We start from the raw sequence: 15,496 nt of genomic DNA, 5'->3' as shown, positions 1-15,496 counted from the left end.
GCTCACGGGGTCACCGCGCGGGGGGTGAGTTTGCCGGAGATCACGTCCGTCACGAGGTTGACCACTACGACCAGGATCGTGAAGCACAGGACGACGCCTTCCAGGACCGGCAGGTCGTGTTGGGCGGTGGCGGTCACGGTGAGCTGACCGAGTCCCGGTAAGGCGAACAACTGCTCCACCACGATCGACCCGCCCAGCAACCCGATCAGCACCACGCCGAAGACGTTGACCACCGGGAGGGCGGCGTTGCGGGTCGCGTGGCGGAACACGACCGAGCGGGTTGGCATGCCGTTGGCGCGCAGCGCGCGGATGTAGCCGCGGCCGAGCACGTCCGCCAGCGCCCCGCGCACCTGTTTGGCCACCACCGCTATCCCGCCGACCGACAGGCACACCACTGGCAGCACCAGTGACAGCGCCCAGTCGGCAGGGGCGTCGGCGAAGGCGACGTAGCCGGTGACCGGGAACAGGGCCAGGTCGACGGCGAACACCACGATCAGCACGAGCCCCAGCCACGGCGCGGGCACGCTCATGCCGACCACGGCCACCCCGTCGAGCAGCCTGCCCGCGAGGCCGCCGCGCAGGGCGCCGACCAGGCCGATGCCGGTGCCGACGGCCGCGATCACCAGGGCGGACAGGCCGAGCAGGGACAACGTGACCGGCAGCCGGTCGCCGACGATCGCCGAGACCGGCTCACCGGTGAACACCGAGCCGCCCAGGTCGCCGCGGACGACGCCGGTGAGCCAGTGCCAGTACTGCTCCACCAGCGGTCGGTCGAGGCCGAGCCGGGCGCGGACCTCGGCGTAGGCCACCGGGTCGGTGTTGGTGCCCAGGATGGTGCGGGCCGCGTCGCCCGGGGTGAGCCAGGCGAGCACGAACGTCAACGCGGACAGCGCGAGCAGGAGCGGGAGCGACCACAGCACCCGACCGCCGACCAGCCGGGCCATCACCGCCCTCCCGCGCAGTCGGGCACGACCGGCAGCACCACGACCGTCTCCGGCAGCACGGTGAGCCGGGCCGGGGTCGCGGCCTCGTCCGCGCGCACCACCGTGAGCCCCAGCCGCAGCCGCTCCCCCGGCGCCAGGTGCAGGTGGACGGGGTAGATCTCCACGTGCAGGTCGACGGGCTCGCCCTGCGGCAGCGGCGAAGCGCCGGTGTGCGGGTGCCACGGGACCGCGACGTCGCCATCCGGCGTGCGGACCGACCGGTCGGGGTCCAGTTCGCGGTGCGACGCGCGCAACCTGCCCTCGGTGATCTGCCGGACCGCTCCGTCGACGGCGACCACCGAGACCCGCGCGTGCAGGTCGACGTCGTCGCAGTCGTCGATGGTGACCGCCGCCGTGAGACCGATCTGCCCGAGCAGCCGCAGCGGTTCCCCGACGGGCAGGTCGAACCACGTCGTCTCGCCCCACAACCGCATGCCGGACTCGGTGACCAGGTCGACCATCAGGTTGACGTCCGTCGGCGCCGCGAGTGGCGCGGTGGCCAGGTTCGGCAGCACCGGGACGGTCACCGGCTCCGCTACGGGCCGCCACCGCCGCCACTGCGGTTCGGGCAAGCCGGGCAGCGTCTCCCACTCGTCGCTGCCCAGCCGGGACAGCGCGACGTTCGCCTCGGGCCGAGTCGGGTCATCGCCGGCACCGGCCAACCAGTGCCGCAGCCACGCCGTCAGCTCGGCGCCCAGTTCCGGGGTGGTGAACGGTTCGTGGGTCCAGTTGCCGACCACGAGCCGCTTCGGCGCCGCGCACTGCTCGAACCCGCGCACGCCACCGCGCAGGAAGTAGTCGGTCCAGCCCGCGAGGAACAGCACCGGCACGTCGACGGCCGCGAAGTCGACCCGCTCGAAGGGCGTGACGTCGAAGTCCTCTTCCAGCAGACCGAGGTAGAAGTACCGCAGACCGTCGCGCCGGGTCGCGCGCCGCTGCGCGGACAGCAGCGCCCGCGCGCCCCACGCGGTGTGCGAGGGGATGCCCCCGCGCTTCCACATGTCCCGGTACGTGTCGATCGGGGCGATCCACGGCGCGACGCACCTGAGCCCACGGGGCTTGCGGGCCGCGATGAGCAGTTGGTTGATGCCGGAGTACGAGCCGCCCGCGAGCGCGGTCCGGCCGTCGCAGAACGGCTGCGCGGCGATCCACTCCAGGAGTTCGGCGCCGTCGGCGATCTCGCGCGGGGACAGCACACCGGCGTACGGCCCGGTGGACCCGCCGAAGCCGCGCGCGTCCACGACGACCGCGTCGAACCCGGCCCGCAGCACCAGGTCGACGAGCGGGGCCTGCTGCGGGGATTCCTTGCGGTAGGGCGTGATCACGACGACGACCGGCCCGGGCGCGCCGCCCGCCGGGTAGCGCAGGGCGGAGAGCAGGGCGCCGTCGCTCACCGGGATGTCGAGCGGTTCGGGTACGGGCAAGGACGGGGGTTCGGGGAAAACGGACATGGCTGGGACCTCGAATGCTGGAGAAGGGCTGTCGCATGGAGAGAGCGGGGGCCGCGACGAACGCGGACACGGATCACCCGAAAGTGCGACGAATTAGGGGAAACCGCGATGCGCGGGGTGGCGATCGGGCGGGCCGTCGACGGGACCGGCCGCGCCCGATCGGAACATCACCTGGGCCGCCGCACGCGCGGGGCGGCGCTCGACCTCGGGCAACGCGCGACCTGGCGCGCGCGGCGAGCTACCCGCGCACCTGGGTGAGCCGGAAAGCGGTATCCGGATAGTTGATCAGAGAACTCAGAAGAACCAGGACACCGGTTCGTGGCCGCGGTCGACCACGTCGCCGAAGCGGCCGCGGAGGAACGCCAGGGGTTCGCCCTCGCGTTCGCAGGTCTCGCGCACGCGCCCGATCACCACGACGTGGTCGCCCGCCTCGAAAGCGCGCTCCACATCGCACTCCAGGTGCGCGAAGGCGTCCGGCACCGCGGGCACCCGGTGCCGCCCCTGCGTGACCGCCAACCCGGCGAAGTGGTCCTCGCCGCGACGCGCGAACCGGAGCGCGATGTGCTCCTGCCGCGCGGACAGGATGTTGACCACGAACCGCCCCGACGACGTGATGGCATCCGTGCTGCGCGCACCGGTCGTCAGGCACACCAACAACAACGGCGGTTCCAACGACACTGACGTCAACGAGTTCACCGTCATCCCGTGCGGCACACCGTCCAGGTCGCGCGTGGTGACCACCGCGACCCCGGTGGCGAAACGGCCCATGGTGCGCCGCATCGCCACCGGGTCGACGGAACCGCGCGTGCCGATCACGGCTCGTCCAGCCGGTACCGCACCTCGAAGGTCAGCACGCCCTCGTCGCTGCGCCACGGCCCGTGCGCCATGCCCGGCGGGCGGCAGGCGTACATGCCCGCGGTGAACGTCTCGTTCAGCGTGAGGTCGGTGAAGGAACCCTCCAGGATGTACACCTCCTCCCAGAAGTCGTGCCGCTGCACGCCCATCGGGCTGGAGTCCGCGCCGGGCGCGTAGCGCAGCAGCCGGGTGCCGACGCCGCTCTCCGGGTCGGCGGCCAGCACCTTGTGGGTGATCAGCGGGTCGCCGCCGGGGATGACGGTGGTGAACTCGACGTCGGCGACTGGGAAGAACTCGTATTCCGGTTTCACGCGGGGACCCCGTATTCAGCCAGGAACCGCTCGACCTCGGCCAGCGGCTCGTCGAACCCGTAGTTGCGGAACGCGTACCCCTTAACCACGAAGGGCGCTCCCGCGTAGAACATCTCGTACTGGTGGTGGCGGCCGGCGAACTCGCTGCCGACCGCGTCCCAGGCGAGCTTGAACAGCTTCACCCGCTCCTCGGCGGGCGTGTTGGGGCTTTGCACGTACCGATCGATGTCGGGACGCGTAGTGGGACTGGTCATGTCCGCCACGCTCGAAGGGACCTGGAGAACCCCACCGCCGACGAGGTCACGAAGGATGGCCAGCACGCGTGGGTACAGCTCCGCCTGCAACCCCATGGCGCCGTAGAGGGCCCGCGCGCCGGGGCGCCACAAGCCCTGGTCGTCCGGCGCCGCGGTGTATTCCGCCGCGAGCACCGCCGACTCCACAACGGACGCCAGCGCGGCCAACTCCCCCAGCTTCTCCACTACGCCCGGCAGCCGGTCCACGCCGTTGACCGCCGCGACCTTGCGCGCGATGCCGAGCAGGAACTGGAGCTTCACCGAGAACCGGATCTGCGCCTGCCAATTGCCGAGCTGGTGCGCGCCGGTGTCGAAGAACTGCCTGCGCAGTCCCGCGATATCCCGGTAGACGAAGACACGTTCCCACGGGATGAAGACGTCCTCGAACACCAAGAGCGCGTCTGTCTCGTCATAGCGCGTAGTGAGCGGATAGTCGTAAGAGCTTGTCGCGGCCGGTGCATAGGGGCGACGGCAGTACAGCTTCAGGCCGGGTGCCGCGACCGGGACCGCGAAACCGAGTGCGAAGTCGGCGTCCTCCGGGCCGAGGGGCTTGATGCAGGACACGAAGATCTCGTCGGCGACCGCACCGCCGGTGGCCAGCATTTGCGCGCCCCGCACGACAATGCCGTCCGCGCGTTCTTCGGCTACCCCCACCTGGATGAGGTCACCGTCCCATCCGTGCGCCGTAGTGGCGCGGGAGACCTGGGGAGGAATGATCGCGTACGAGACGTACAGGCTCTCCCGGGCAACCCGGTCGCAGAAGGCGGTGACGTTGCCCGCGTAGTCGCGTTCGTCGGACGCGAAGGCCTCCGGATGAGCCCCGAACGCCGCGACGAAGGCGCCGACGTGGTCCGGACTGCGGCCGACCCAGCCGCGCGTGTGGCGGGCCCACTTCTCGGCGGACACGCGGAACGCGGTGAGTTCGTCGCGGGTGCGCGGCGCGACGAACATCCGGTTCACGGTCCGGCCGGTGGCGGGGTCCTCGCGGAGGAACCCGGCGGCCGGGTCGGCGGCGAGGTCGTACAGCTCGGCGATGGTGGTGGCCACCGGCGCGAAGGCAGGATGACTGCCGACATCGGCGACAACCTCGCCGTCCAGGTAGACCCGGCGGTCGTCCTTGAGCGCCGCCAGGTATTCGGGTCCGGTTCTTGTCACGGGTTCCTCGGTTTCGTCTCGTAGGCGTGGGTGAGCACGTGACCGGCGGGGAGCTCCAGGTGCACCCGCCAGTACGCGCCGGGGGTGAACTCGCCGGTGAGCAGCGGCAGGGTGCCGCAGAAGAGGGCCAGGTCGCCGTCGACCGGGCCGAGCGCGGCGGTCATCCGGGTGAGGATGTCGGCGGGGTGGCGCAGCGCGGACAGGCCGCCGCGCTGGTAGGGCCAGCCGTCCACGCTGGAGTCGGCGGTGGCGTTGTCCCAGTCCAGGTCGGACAGGTCGGTGCCGATGCGGACGACGCTGTCGCCCAGCGGTTTGGGGCAGGCGGCCTTGCTCGTGGCGATGTCGGCCCGTTCCAGCTCGCGGTCGGTGTGGTCGGACCCGACGCCGAGGTAGTACTGCCCGGCGTGCCGGAGGATGACTGGCTCGACCTCGCCGGAGGTCACGGGTCCCGATACCGCCACTACGGCGTCGGTGGTCAGCAGTGCGGGATCCAGGTCGTAGTAGGCGGGGACGGACGTCGGCGGTGGGACACCGATCGCGGCCAGCTCGGCGATGTGCGCGGCCACTACGTCCTCGTCGCGCGCGGTGTACCCGGCAACGACAAGACGTGTCGGTGTCACGGAAAGCACCTCGTCGGTCCCCAGGACGCGCAGCTTGAGCGGGCTCACCGCGCACCTCCCGCGAGCGGCATGGGCAGCACGCGGTCCTTGAGGACGGCGAACTCGGCGCGGGTCTTGGCGACCACCGCCGGGTCGACCTCGCAGGTGGTGACGCCCTCGTCGACGCCCGCCTCGACCAGCACGGTGCCCCACGGGTCCACGACCCGGCTGGTGCCCGCGAGTTCGACGCCCGCCTGGGTGCCGACGGCGTTGCAGGCGATGAGGAGCAGTTGCTCCTCGACCGCGCGGCACGAGGTGAACAGCCGCCAGTGCTCCCGGCGCGCCGCGGGCCAGGCCGCGGGGACGATGGCCGATTCCGCGCCGTGGTCGACCATGGCCCGCCAGAGTTCGGGGAAGCGCAGGTCGTAGCAGGTGGTCATGCCGACCGTGCCCGCGACGGCCACGCGGTCGCCGGGGGTAAGCAACTCAGCCTCGCGGGAGGCGTGGCCGAAAACGTGGATCTTGCGGTAGGTCTGCGCGACGGTGCCGTCCGGGGCCAGGAGAACAGCCGTGTTGAACAGGCGGCCACGCGCGTCGCGCTCGATAACGCTACCGAGGTGGACGTGCGCGTCGAGCGCGCGTGCCCACTCACGGGCGAGGGTGACGGTGGGGCCGTCGAGGGATTCGGCGGCTTCCGGGTAAGAGTCGAAGGAGAAGTACCCGACCGCCCACAGCTCCGGTAAGACAACCAGGTCCGCACCGCGCGCGTCGGCGACCATCCGACCCACGCGCTCACGGCGCCGCTGCGGCGTTTCATCGTCAGGGCTGGCTACCTGGACAAGAGCGATCCTCATGCCTGAGCGCCGGAAGGTAGGCCCAGAGCCGTCATCGTGCTCGACAGGTGTTCGGCGAGCGCGGCGGCGGCGTGCTCGGGATCGCCGGTGCGCAGCGCGGTGACGATGGTGGCGTGTTCGTCGAGGACCGTGCGGAAGCGGCCCGCGTTGCCGGTGACCGCGCGCAGACCCATGCGCACCTGGCGTTCGCGCAGGGTTTCGTAGAACTCGCCCAGGACCGGGTTGCCCGCCGCGCCCACGATCGTCCGGTGGAACGCGCGGTCGCGGTCGATGAAGCCGACCGGGTCGCCGACCAGCGCTTCCTGCTCGGCCACCAGCGCCTCCAGTTCCTCCACCAGTCCCTCGGGCGCCTCCGCCGCCCGGCGCACGGCCCAGTCCTCGATCAGCTCGCGGGCCTGCATCACCGCCCGCACCTCGGCGTCGGAGATCGGCGGCACGAACGCGCCCTTCTTGGGCAGGATCCGCAAGAAGCCCTCGGCCTCCAGCCGCAGCAGGGCTTCGCGCACCGGGGTCCGCGACGTGCCCGCCGCCTCGGCGACGCCCGACTCGGTGAGGAACGTGCCGTCGTCGCGCGGCAGCGTGGCGATGTGCCGCTTGAGCCAGTCGTAGGTCGTGTCCTGCGCGGACGCTCGTGAACCACTCATAGCCGAGATGTATACAAGCCGTGGACAAGCGGCGCAAGAGCCGCTCAACAGCGGGATCAGGCCGTGATCGAGCGCTCCACCTCGGCCAGGAACTGCCCGAAGGCGTGCGGCATGTCCACGCGTTCCAGGTCGAGCAGCCACTGCTGCTGGAGGCCGTCCATGACGGCGAAGAGGCGTTGCGCGCAGGCGAGGGTGTCCAGGTCGGGACGCAGTTCGCCCGCCTCGACCCCGGCCTTGAACGAGCGGTCGGCGTGGTCGACCAACCGCCGGTAGCGCTCGCGCGCCCACTCCCGGGCCGGGTGGTCGTCGGTCACCGCCTCCCCGTTGAGCACGGTGAACAGCTGGACCAGCCCAGGGGCGCGGGAGTTGTACTCGACCAGGGCGCGCAGGTCGTCGAGGACCCGCCGCCACGGCGTGACCCCTTCGAGATCGATGCCGACCCTGGCACCATCCCGTTCGTCGCGTTCCCGCAGAACCTCGATGAGCAGGTCCGCCTTGCCCTTGAAGTGGTGCAGCAGCCCGGCCTGGGTCAGCCCGGCGCCCTCCGCGATGCGCGCGAGGGAGGCGCCGCGGTACCCGTTGGCCGCGAACTCCTGGAACGCGACGGCGATGATCCGATCGCGTCGAGCGTCCCCCCGACGAGCGCGTGCACCCACGTCGGCAGCCTAACCGGAGAGTGAAAGATAACGTAGACATAACAAACCTACTGATCGCTCGGTCGTTTTTCTACTGTAGGCCACCTCGACGCCAAGGCAAGGAGTTCTTCCGATGGACCTGACCTGGCCCCCGCCCTACGTCCCGCCCACCCGCGCCCGCCGGGGCGAGACCGGCACCAGCCACTTCGAAGGGCTGACCTACGCGCGGACACCGGGGTACCGGCCGGTCCTGCTCGACCTGCACGTGCCCGCCGCCGACACGCCGCCGCCGGTGGTGGTGTGGATCCACGGTGGCGCGTGGCTGGAGGGCGACCGGCGGTTCCCGCCGCCGACCGTGACGGAGCAGCAGCTGTTCGGCGGGTTGTTGGCGGCCGGGCTCGCCGTGGCGACGGTGGACTACCGGCACTCGCGCGAAGCCCACTTCCCGGCCCAGCTGCACGACGTGAAGGCGGCGGTGCGGTACCTACGGCGCTTCGCGGACCCGTTCGGGGTGGACGGGAGCCGGATCGGCGTGTGGGGCGAGTCGGCGGGCGGGCACTTGGCCGCGTTGCTGGCGTTGACGGGGCCGGGCCGGTTGGAGGGCACGGAAGGCGTGCCGGGTGAGGACAGCACGGTTTCGGCGGTCGTGGATTGGTACGGCGTGTCCGACCTGCCCGCGATGGGGAAGCTGGACCGACCGGCGCCGCCCGGTCGGCCGGTTCCCGAGCGGCAGTTGGTGGGCGGGTCGGAGGAGGAGTGGCCGGAGTTGGCGTTGGCGGCCAGTCCGGTGGCGTACGCGGATCGGGTGGGACCGCCGTTCCTGCTGATCCACGGGCTGGCCGACACGATCGTGCCGCACTCGCAGAGCGAGGTGCTGGCGGATCGGCTGCGGGATTCGGGGACGGAGGTGGAGCTGCACTCGGTACCGGGCGCGGACCACATCTTCATGGGGGTGCGCGACGTCGGGCCGCTGGTCGCGGAGAGCGTCGCGTTTCTCCGGGACCGGCTTGGGTGATCGGGGTCGGTTCGACCAGGGCCGAGTGGGCCCGGGCCGGGTCGATCAAGCCCGGCCGGGTCGATCGGACCGGGTCGGGACGGCTACGGGGTGATCATGGTGACGCCGGTGCCCGGGGCGTTGCCCATGGCCGTCAGGGCGTTGGGCGCGTCGTCCAGTGCGATGGTGCGGGTGATGAGGTCGGCCGGACGCAGGGTGCCCGCGCTGACCATCGCCATCATCTCGGGGTAGGCGTGGGCGGGCATGCCGTGGCTGCCCAGCACCGACAGCTCGTACGCGATCACCCTGGCCATCGGGACCAGTGGGTCCTTCGGCAGCAGCCCGACCTGGACGTGCCGACCGCGCCGCCGCAGGGACAGGATCGAGGCGGCGCACGTCGCCGGGCTGCCGAGGCAGTCGAGGGACACGTGCGCGCCGCCGCCCGTCAGGTCCCGGACCGCCGCCGGGATGTCCACTGTGGTCACCGGGTTCAGGCAGACCGCGCCCAGACCCGCCGCGAGGTCCAGCGCGGTCTGCGAGATGTCGACGGCAACCACCCGGGCGCCCGCGGCGATCGCGACGGCCACCGACGACAGGCCGACACCGCCGCAGCCGTGCACGGCGACCCACTCCCCCGCCGCCACCCGGCCCTGGGCGAGGACCGCCCGGAACGCGGTGGCCACCCGGCAGCCCAGGCCCGCCGCCGTGGCGAAGGGGATGTCGGCCGCCAGGCCGACCAGGTTCACCTCCGCGTCCTCCACCGCCACGTACTCGGCGAAGGAACCCCAGTGCGTGAAACCCGGCTGGGTCTGGCGCTCGCAGACCTGCTGGTCGCCCGCCGCGCAGGCGGGGCAGCGACCGCAGGCGCACACGAACGGCACCGTGACCCGGTCGCCCTCCCGCCACCTGGTGACGCCCGGGCCCACCGCGGCGATGGTGCCCGCCAGCTCGTGCCCCGGCACGTGCGGCAGGCGGATGTCCGGGTCGTGACCTATCCACCCGTGCCAGTCGCTGCGGCACAGGCCCGTCGCCGCCACCCGGATCACCACGCCCCCGGTGGACGGCGCGGGGTCCGGCACGGTTTCCACCTTGGGGTCCTGCCCGAACTGCTCGAACACCACGGCGCGCACCCGTTCACCCCTCTCGCCGACGGACACCGGGTCAAGGATTCGGGCGCGCGCCGGGCCAGGTCAACCCCGGTTGGGCCGGACGGGTACCTCAGCCGAGACCGACCGCGGCCTCCAGCAGGTCGGCGATCCGGGCGTGGCCCGCGGCGTTCGGGTGCACCAGCGCCCAGCCGCCGGAGCGGTCGGCCAGGCCCTCGATCCACTTGTCGGACGAGCACACGTCGTGGCCGACGGTCGGGGTGTAGACGTCGACGTAGGTGACGTTGTGCGTGGCGGCCTGCTGGGCGATGGTGGCGTTGAACCGCTCCAGCACCTCGGTGCGCAGGAAGTCCAGGTCCGGGTAGGTGGCGGTCGCGAAGTTGCGCAGACCCGCCGCGTCGAAGCCGTAGGCGCAGGTCGACGGGTCCTCCGGGATGATCGCCGGGTAGCCGAGGGCGAGCACCTTGGCGTTGGGCGCGACGGCCTGGATGGTGCCCAGCATCTCGCCGTACTGCCTGCTCACCTCGGTGAGCCGCTCGGTGATCGTCGGCACGCCGTCGCCGCCGCTGGTGAAGTAGTCCGCGCACGGGTGGTCGGTGTCCTTGTCCGCCGACGAACCCAGCTGCAGGCAGACGTAGATCAGCTCGGCGAAGCCGAGGGTGTTGCCGCCGACCTGCACGCTGACCACGTTCGCGCTCTCCGGGATCGCCGACACCTGGGGATCGACCGGGGAGAACGGGTAGCCGGGGTCGTAGACCTCGAAGAACGGCAGGTTGTACCCGTTGGGGGACTGCGGATCGGAGACGACCTCGGCGATGGTGGCGCCGCCGCAGCTGACGTTGGTCAGGTCGATGGCGTCGCCCAGGCGCGTGCGCAGCACCTCGGGATACGACCCGGCGGTGCGCGCGCACCCGTCGCGCTGGCCGCCGCCGGTGACCTCCACCCCGGCGGCCGGGATCACGCCCGCGGCGTAGGAATCGCCCATCGCGACCCACTGGATGACGTCCGCGGACTCCGCCGCGGCGGGCGCGGCGAGCGCGCCCAACGCCGTGCAGACGACGGCGACCAACGCGGGAACTCGGGCACGGCGCATGAGCTGGCTCCTCCGGGCGAGGTGGGCGGAACAGAGAAGTTCCGGATGAGTCGTACCGTCGCCCCCGGCAACCGCGCCAGTGGACTCACCCGGCCCGGTGAAGCCGGTGGTTCACACCGGAATCCGCCGCGGCTCAGCCGTTCGTGCAGGTCGGTCACGGTCAGCGTTCGACACCGCGGCTATTTCCACCACGGCGGTGGCATTCATTTCCGCGAGGCCGCGGAATGCGCATTCGGGAGGGGGTGGTGCGAGGGTGGTCTGGGCATAAACCACCCTCGCATCCCAGATGTTTTCCCCTACCGCGGCCTGGACCCGCCGCGGTGGCGCGGCGCGCGCGCCGTCGAACGCGGGCAACGCTAGAAGAAGCCGCCGGGGGCAGGTACCTCCGAACGGCCTAAGCCGCGACCGGCGCGTGATCGCGGAGTGATCGATCCGAGACAACTGGTGACAGACTGGACAGACGCACACGCAAGGGAAAGCGCGCAACGGCCGCCCGGATCCGGGAATTCCCAGGTCCGGGCGGCCGTACCCCCGGTGTGCGAACGCGCGGAATCCCTAGCCGGAAAAGGACTTCAGCAACCGGCCGCGCACGTGTTCGACCAGTTCCGGCGGCGCCGTGCGCGGGGAACCGGTGTTGTGCGGTGGCTGCGGGTCGTACTCGTGCACGAGCTGCATCGTCTGCGCCACAAGGGGTCCGGCGATCCGGTCGAGCAGCGCCAGACCCATATCGATACCGGCGGATACACCCGCGGCGGTGACGTACTTCCCATCGAACACCACGCGTTCGTCCACCTGGGTGGCCCCGTACTCCGGAAGTCGGTGTGCCAGCGCCCAATGCGAGGTGGCCTTGCGTCCGGTCAGCAGACCCGCGGCGGCCAGGATCAGCGATCCGGTGCACACCGAGGTGGTCCACGCGGTGGATTCGTCGGCCTGCCGCAGCCACTCGTGGATAGGGCCATCTGTCATGTGTTCCTCCTGCCCGGGTCCGCCGGGCACCAGCAGCATGTCCGGGTCGGGCACCTGGTCCAGGGTCGACTCGGCCACCAGGCGCAGGCTGCCGGAGTCGGCGACCACCGGCCCTTCCCGTTCGGCGACGAACACCACCTCGTTGCCCGGTGCGTGCGCCAGGATCTCGTAGGGACCCACCGCGTCCAACGCGGTGAAGCGTTCGAAGAGCAGGATCGCGATCCTCATCCCGTGACCTCCACAGTGGACGTGAACCGGCGCCGGTACTCCGCCGGTCCGACCGACAGCGCGCGCTGGAACGCGCGCCGCATGGCTTCGGTGCTGCCGTACCCGCACGCCCGCGCCACCCGTTCGACGCTGTCGGCGCTGTCCTGCAACCGGAGCCGGGCCGCCTCCAGCCGCACCTGGTCGACGTAGCGGCCCGGGGCCACGCCGACCTCCCTGGCGAACGCCCGCGCGAAGTGCCGGGGCGAGAGCCCGCACCGCCCGGCCAGCGCGGGCACCGACAGGTCCGCGTCCGGGTGCTCGGCGATCCAGCTCTGCAGCTCGCGCAGCGGCTGCCGGGTGGCGACCTGCGCGGCCAGGTGCGCGCTGAACTGGGCCTGGTCGCCGGGTCGGCGCAGGAAGACCACGAGGTGGCGGGCGATGGCGAGCGCGACGTCGCGGCCGTGGTCGTCCTCGACCAGCGCGAGCGCCAGGTCGATGCCCGCGGTGACGCCCGCCGAGGTGGCCACGTGCCCGTCCCGCACGAAGATCGGCTCGGGGTCGACGGCGATGTCGGGGTGCCGTCGGGCGAGCTGGGCGCAGTAGGCCCAGTGGGTGGTGGCCCGGCGGCCCGCCAGCAGACCCGCGTCGGCGAGCAGGAACGCGCCCGTGCACACCGACACGAGGCGCGGTACGCCGGGCGCGTGCGCGGCCAGCCAGCGGATCAGGCGCGCGTGCTCGTCGGAGTGCTCCGGGTCGGGGATGATGCCGCCGGGGACGACCAGCACGTCGGGGCGCGGCGCGATGGCGAGGTCTCGGTCGGGCAGCAGGCGCAGCCCGTTCGCCGCCGTGACCGGCATACCGCCCAGGCTCGCGGTGACCACGTCGTAGCCGGGGGCGTGACCGGTGCGCTCCAGGCGGGTGTTGGCGCCCGCGAAGACGTCCATCGGGCCGGTCGCGTCCAGGCCCTGGACACCTTCGAAGAGCAGAACCAGCACCGTGCGCATGGCTCCATGCTGGTGGCGCGCGCGGGAGTGGCGCAATGACGCGTTTCCCACCTTTTCTGCCACCGATGACGTCGCGTCCGAACCGGACGGTCGCCGGAGTCAGGTGCCGAAGCGGTAGCTCATGCTCGCGTCGTAGGCGCCCGCGTCGAGGAACAGCAGGTGGTCACCCGCGGCCAGGTCGGCGGGCAGGGCCAAGCCGTCGCGCGGGCGGTCGTGCTCCATGCACAGCCGACCGAGCACGGCCTCGTCGCCCGGTCCCAGGACGCGCCAGTCCGCGCCGGGCCGCCGCCACAGCACGCGGTGCGGGTGGCCCGCCCAGTCGGGCAGTTCGGCCACCGACGCGTCGACCACGGCGGCCCGGCCGTCGGGCCCGTCGCGCACGTCCAGCACCGTGCTGAACACCGCCATCGCGGGCTGCGCCAACACCTTGCCCGGCTCGAACAGCACCTGCTCCGGCCGCCCCAGCGCCCGGGTGGCGACCCGCACGGCCCTGGTCAGCACACCGGCCAGTTCGGCGCGCGAGGTCCCCGGGCGCCAGCCGCCGCCGAGGTCGACGCAGCGCACGCGGACCCCGGTGCGCGCGCAGAGGTCGGCCGCGGCGGAGATGGCGTCGGTGAACTCGCGCAGCCAGGCGACCGCGCCGATCCGGCTGGCGGCGTGGTGGAAGTGCAGGCCGATCCGCCGGATCCCCGCGGTGCGCAGGGCTTTCGCCACGGCGCGCGCGGTCGGCGGGTGGCTGAGGTCGATGCCGAAGCGGGTGGGGACGCCGATCGTCGACAGGCGTAGACCCAGGATGTCGGTGTGCGCCAAGCCCTGCTCGACCACGGCGACCGTGCGCTCGAAATCGGACACCGAGTCGCAGAACAGGGCACCGACGTCGACCGGCGCGCCGTCGTGGCGCCACCACTTGGCGGGACCGCCGAGGACCACCCGGTCGCCGGTGAACCCGGCGTCGAGGCAGGCGCGGACCTCGGACAGCGACACCGTCTCCGCCATCGCGCCGCGGCGCTGCACGGCGCCGAGCACCCGGCGGTCGGGGTTGGTCTTGACCGAGTAGGCGAACCGGGTGGCCACCCCCGTCGCCACCGCCACGTCCCGGCACACCCCGCCCAGCAGGTCGAGCCCGCTTTCCAGGGCGCCGCGCAGCAGCACCCGGCACGGCGACTCCCCCGGCGGCACGGGCAGCGCGGCGGCGACGTCGCGCGCCAGCGCCGCGTCCGGCTCACCCGGTGCGGGCCGGGGGCGCGCGGGCGCCAGGCGCCGGGACAGCGCGGGCATCGCCGACGGGTGCTTGGCGGCGGCCGACCCGGGGAACGCGCGGTGCTCGGGAGCGGGCAGCGGGTCGGCGGGGATCTCCTCGACGACCCGGACGAACCCGTCCGCCTCCGCGCGTTCCGGCAGGTGCGGGGGCAGGCCGGTGGCGGCGGTGACGAGCCGGGCGGGCAGGTTCGGGCCGGTGAGCGTGGCGCCGTGCACCCAGGCCGGGAAGCGGGGGTTCACCTCCAGCAGGTACCGCTCCCCCGTGCGGGCCTCGCGGATCACCTCGACCTCGCCGCCCCCGGTCCAGCGGGTCACCCGGACGAACTCCGCCAGCCGCCCGCCCCGGACCGGTTCGACGGTGCCCGCCCAGGTCTTGCCCTCGGCGGTGAGCATCGTCTTGCGCATCGCGCACGCGCCGAGCAGCTCGCCGTCGAGCGCGGCGAACACGATCGACTCCTCGACGCCGTCGACGTGCCGCTGCGCCAGGGCCGGACCGCCCCAGGTGGCGCGGACGCGGTGCAGCGCGGTGGCCAGCTCCGGCAGCGTGGTCACGGGCACCGCGTCGTGCCGCGGTCCCTTGACCCAGACCCGCCAGCCGTGCGCGGCGGCGAAGTCGGCGGCGTCCTCGATGCCCTCGACCCGGCGGTGCTCCGGCACGGCGAGCCCCAGTACCTCCGCGGCGCGCTCGGCGGGCTTGGCCACCAGCGCGAACGCCGCGGGCGGCGGCGCCAGCACGCCGGGGTGCCCGGGGTGGCGGGCGGCGAGCAGTTCGGCCTCCAGGTCCAGGCCGGGCACCAGCACGCCGCCGGTGGACTCGACCATCGACACCAGCGCCGCGCACTGGGCGTCGAGGTCGGCGCCGTGCCAGTCGGGGTGGACGTGCGCGCGGTCGAACTCCGGCGCGCTGAGCCCGGTGGCCCGCGGCGAGTAGTCCACGGCCTCCAGCCGCAGCCCCGGCCAGGCCCGCCGCAGGGATCGGGCCAGGCCGAGGCCGGGTGACGGGTTGGGGCCGCTGTGCACGCCGGTGATGAGCACGGTGGGGCTGGTGACCGCGGTCGTCGCGGTGATCGGGGAAGCGGACACGTC

At 72.6% G+C, this 15,496-nt stretch carries 15 protein-coding genes; 1 reads left to right on the top strand and 14 read right to left on the bottom strand.

Annotated features, from left to right (window positions below; genetic code table 11):
- Positions 1-2 precede the first annotated feature (2 nt).
- The 9 genes from CLV40_RS31160 to CLV40_RS31120 all read right to left on the bottom strand — a co-directional run bounded on the left by CLV40_RS31160 (position 3) and on the right by CLV40_RS31120 (position 7,801).
- Positions 3-944 carry an ABC transporter permease gene (locus CLV40_RS31160; RefSeq protein ID WP_104482591.1) on the bottom strand — a complete coding sequence of 314 codons (942 nt, stop codon included), beginning with the start codon at positions 942-944 and terminating at the stop codon, positions 3-5.
- Positions 944-2,434: a CocE/NonD family hydrolase gene (locus CLV40_RS31155; protein ID WP_104482590.1), complete on the bottom strand. Its 1,491-nt coding sequence runs from the start codon at positions 2,432-2,434 to the stop codon at positions 944-946. The genes CLV40_RS31160 and CLV40_RS31155 overlap by 1 nt, the downstream gene beginning before the upstream one ends.
- Before the next feature lie 294 nt (positions 2,435-2,728).
- Entirely contained in the window at positions 2,729-3,250 is a 522-nt protein-coding gene (locus tag CLV40_RS31150; RefSeq protein WP_245931679.1) for a flavin reductase family protein, read from the bottom strand.
- Positions 3,247-3,600, bottom strand: a complete 354-nt coding sequence (locus CLV40_RS31145; RefSeq protein ID WP_104482589.1) for a cupin domain-containing protein — start codon at positions 3,598-3,600, stop codon at positions 3,247-3,249. Before CLV40_RS31145 ends, CLV40_RS31150 begins: the two co-directional genes overlap by 4 nt.
- On the bottom strand, positions 3,597-5,048 hold the full coding sequence (locus CLV40_RS31140; RefSeq protein ID WP_104482588.1) for a 4-hydroxyphenylacetate 3-hydroxylase family protein: 1,452 nt from the start codon (positions 5,046-5,048) through the stop codon (positions 3,597-3,599). Before CLV40_RS31140 ends, CLV40_RS31145 begins: the two co-directional genes overlap by 4 nt.
- Positions 5,045-5,716, bottom strand: coding sequence for a DUF2848 family protein (locus CLV40_RS31135; protein ID WP_104482587.1), 672 nt, complete (start codon positions 5,714-5,716; stop codon positions 5,045-5,047). The genes CLV40_RS31140 and CLV40_RS31135 overlap by 4 nt, the downstream gene beginning before the upstream one ends.
- Entirely contained in the window at positions 5,713-6,501 is a 789-nt protein-coding gene (locus tag CLV40_RS31130; protein WP_104482586.1) for a carbon-nitrogen family hydrolase, read from the bottom strand. Before CLV40_RS31130 ends, CLV40_RS31135 begins: the two co-directional genes overlap by 4 nt.
- Positions 6,498-7,145, bottom strand: coding sequence for a GntR family transcriptional regulator (locus tag CLV40_RS31125; protein WP_104482585.1), 648 nt, complete (start codon positions 7,143-7,145; stop codon positions 6,498-6,500). The genes CLV40_RS31130 and CLV40_RS31125 overlap by 4 nt, the downstream gene beginning before the upstream one ends.
- 56 nt (positions 7,146-7,201) lie before the next feature.
- The gene (locus tag CLV40_RS31120; protein ID WP_104482584.1) at positions 7,202-7,801 is read right to left on the bottom strand and encodes a TetR/AcrR family transcriptional regulator; all 600 of its coding nucleotides are present in this window, start codon (positions 7,799-7,801) and stop codon (positions 7,202-7,204) included.
- Between the two features lie 112 nt (positions 7,802-7,913).
- Here CLV40_RS31120 and CLV40_RS31115 point away from each other — a divergent pair, with 112 nt between their 5' ends.
- Positions 7,914-8,795 (top strand): alpha/beta hydrolase, encoded by an 882-nt coding sequence (locus CLV40_RS31115; RefSeq protein WP_104482583.1) that lies wholly within the window; start codon positions 7,914-7,916, stop codon positions 8,793-8,795.
- A gap of 83 nt (positions 8,796-8,878) precedes the next feature.
- On the opposite strand, the gene CLV40_RS31110 is transcribed toward CLV40_RS31115, so the two are convergent.
- The 5 genes from CLV40_RS31110 to CLV40_RS31090 form a co-directional block, all read right to left on the bottom strand.
- Positions 8,879-9,904 (bottom strand): zinc-dependent alcohol dehydrogenase family protein, encoded by a 1,026-nt coding sequence (locus CLV40_RS31110; RefSeq protein WP_104482606.1) that lies wholly within the window; start codon positions 9,902-9,904, stop codon positions 8,879-8,881.
- Positions 9,905-9,992: 88 nt separating this feature from the next.
- Entirely contained in the window at positions 9,993-10,973 is a 981-nt protein-coding gene (locus tag CLV40_RS31105; RefSeq protein ID WP_104482582.1) for an SGNH/GDSL hydrolase family protein, read from the bottom strand.
- 555 nt (positions 10,974-11,528) lie between these two features.
- Positions 11,529-12,167: a DJ-1/PfpI family protein gene (locus CLV40_RS31100; protein ID WP_104482581.1), complete on the bottom strand. Its 639-nt coding sequence runs from the start codon at positions 12,165-12,167 to the stop codon at positions 11,529-11,531.
- The gene (locus tag CLV40_RS31095; RefSeq protein ID WP_104482580.1) at positions 12,164-13,150 is read right to left on the bottom strand and encodes a GlxA family transcriptional regulator; all 987 of its coding nucleotides are present in this window, start codon (positions 13,148-13,150) and stop codon (positions 12,164-12,166) included. The genes CLV40_RS31100 and CLV40_RS31095 overlap by 4 nt, the downstream gene beginning before the upstream one ends.
- A gap of 99 nt (positions 13,151-13,249) precedes the next feature.
- Positions 13,250-15,493, bottom strand: coding sequence for a hypothetical protein (locus CLV40_RS31090; RefSeq protein WP_104482579.1), 2,244 nt, complete (start codon positions 15,491-15,493; stop codon positions 13,250-13,252).
- Between the last annotated feature and the right edge of the window lie 3 nt (positions 15,494-15,496).

This window comes from Actinokineospora auranticolor (assembly GCF_002934265.1).
In the GTDB taxonomy this organism is placed as follows: domain Bacteria; phylum Actinomycetota; class Actinomycetes; order Mycobacteriales; family Pseudonocardiaceae; genus Actinokineospora; species Actinokineospora auranticolor.
The sequence above is the reverse complement of the archived record's forward strand: the minus strand, read 5'-3'. Positions and strand labels throughout refer to the sequence as shown.

Bases quoted from the DNA above. Each gene is read 5' to 3' on its own strand.
- CLV40_RS31160 (WP_104482591.1), bottom strand. From the start codon at position 944: ATGGCCCGGCTGGTCGGCGGTCGGGTGCTGTGGTCGCTCCCGCTCCTG.
- CLV40_RS31155 (WP_104482590.1), bottom strand. From the start codon at position 2,434: ATGTCCGTTTTCCCCGAACCCCCGTCCTTGCCCGTACCCGAACCGCTC.
- CLV40_RS31130 (WP_104482586.1), bottom strand. From the start codon at position 6,501: ATGAGGATCGCTCTTGTCCAGGTAGCCAGCCCTGACGATGAAACGCCG.
- CLV40_RS31125 (WP_104482585.1), bottom strand. From the start codon at position 7,145: ATGAGTGGTTCACGAGCGTCCGCGCAGGACACGACCTACGACTGGCTC.
- CLV40_RS31115 (WP_104482583.1), top strand. From the start codon at position 7,914: ATGGACCTGACCTGGCCCCCGCCCTACGTCCCGCCCACCCGCGCCCGC.
- CLV40_RS31105 (WP_104482582.1), bottom strand. From the start codon at position 10,973: ATGCGCCGTGCCCGAGTTCCCGCGTTGGTCGCCGTCGTCTGCACGGCG.
- CLV40_RS31100 (WP_104482581.1), bottom strand. From the start codon at position 12,167: ATGAGGATCGCGATCCTGCTCTTCGAACGCTTCACCGCGTTGGACGCG.
- CLV40_RS31095 (WP_104482580.1), bottom strand. From the start codon at position 13,150: ATGCGCACGGTGCTGGTTCTGCTCTTCGAAGGTGTCCAGGGCCTGGAC.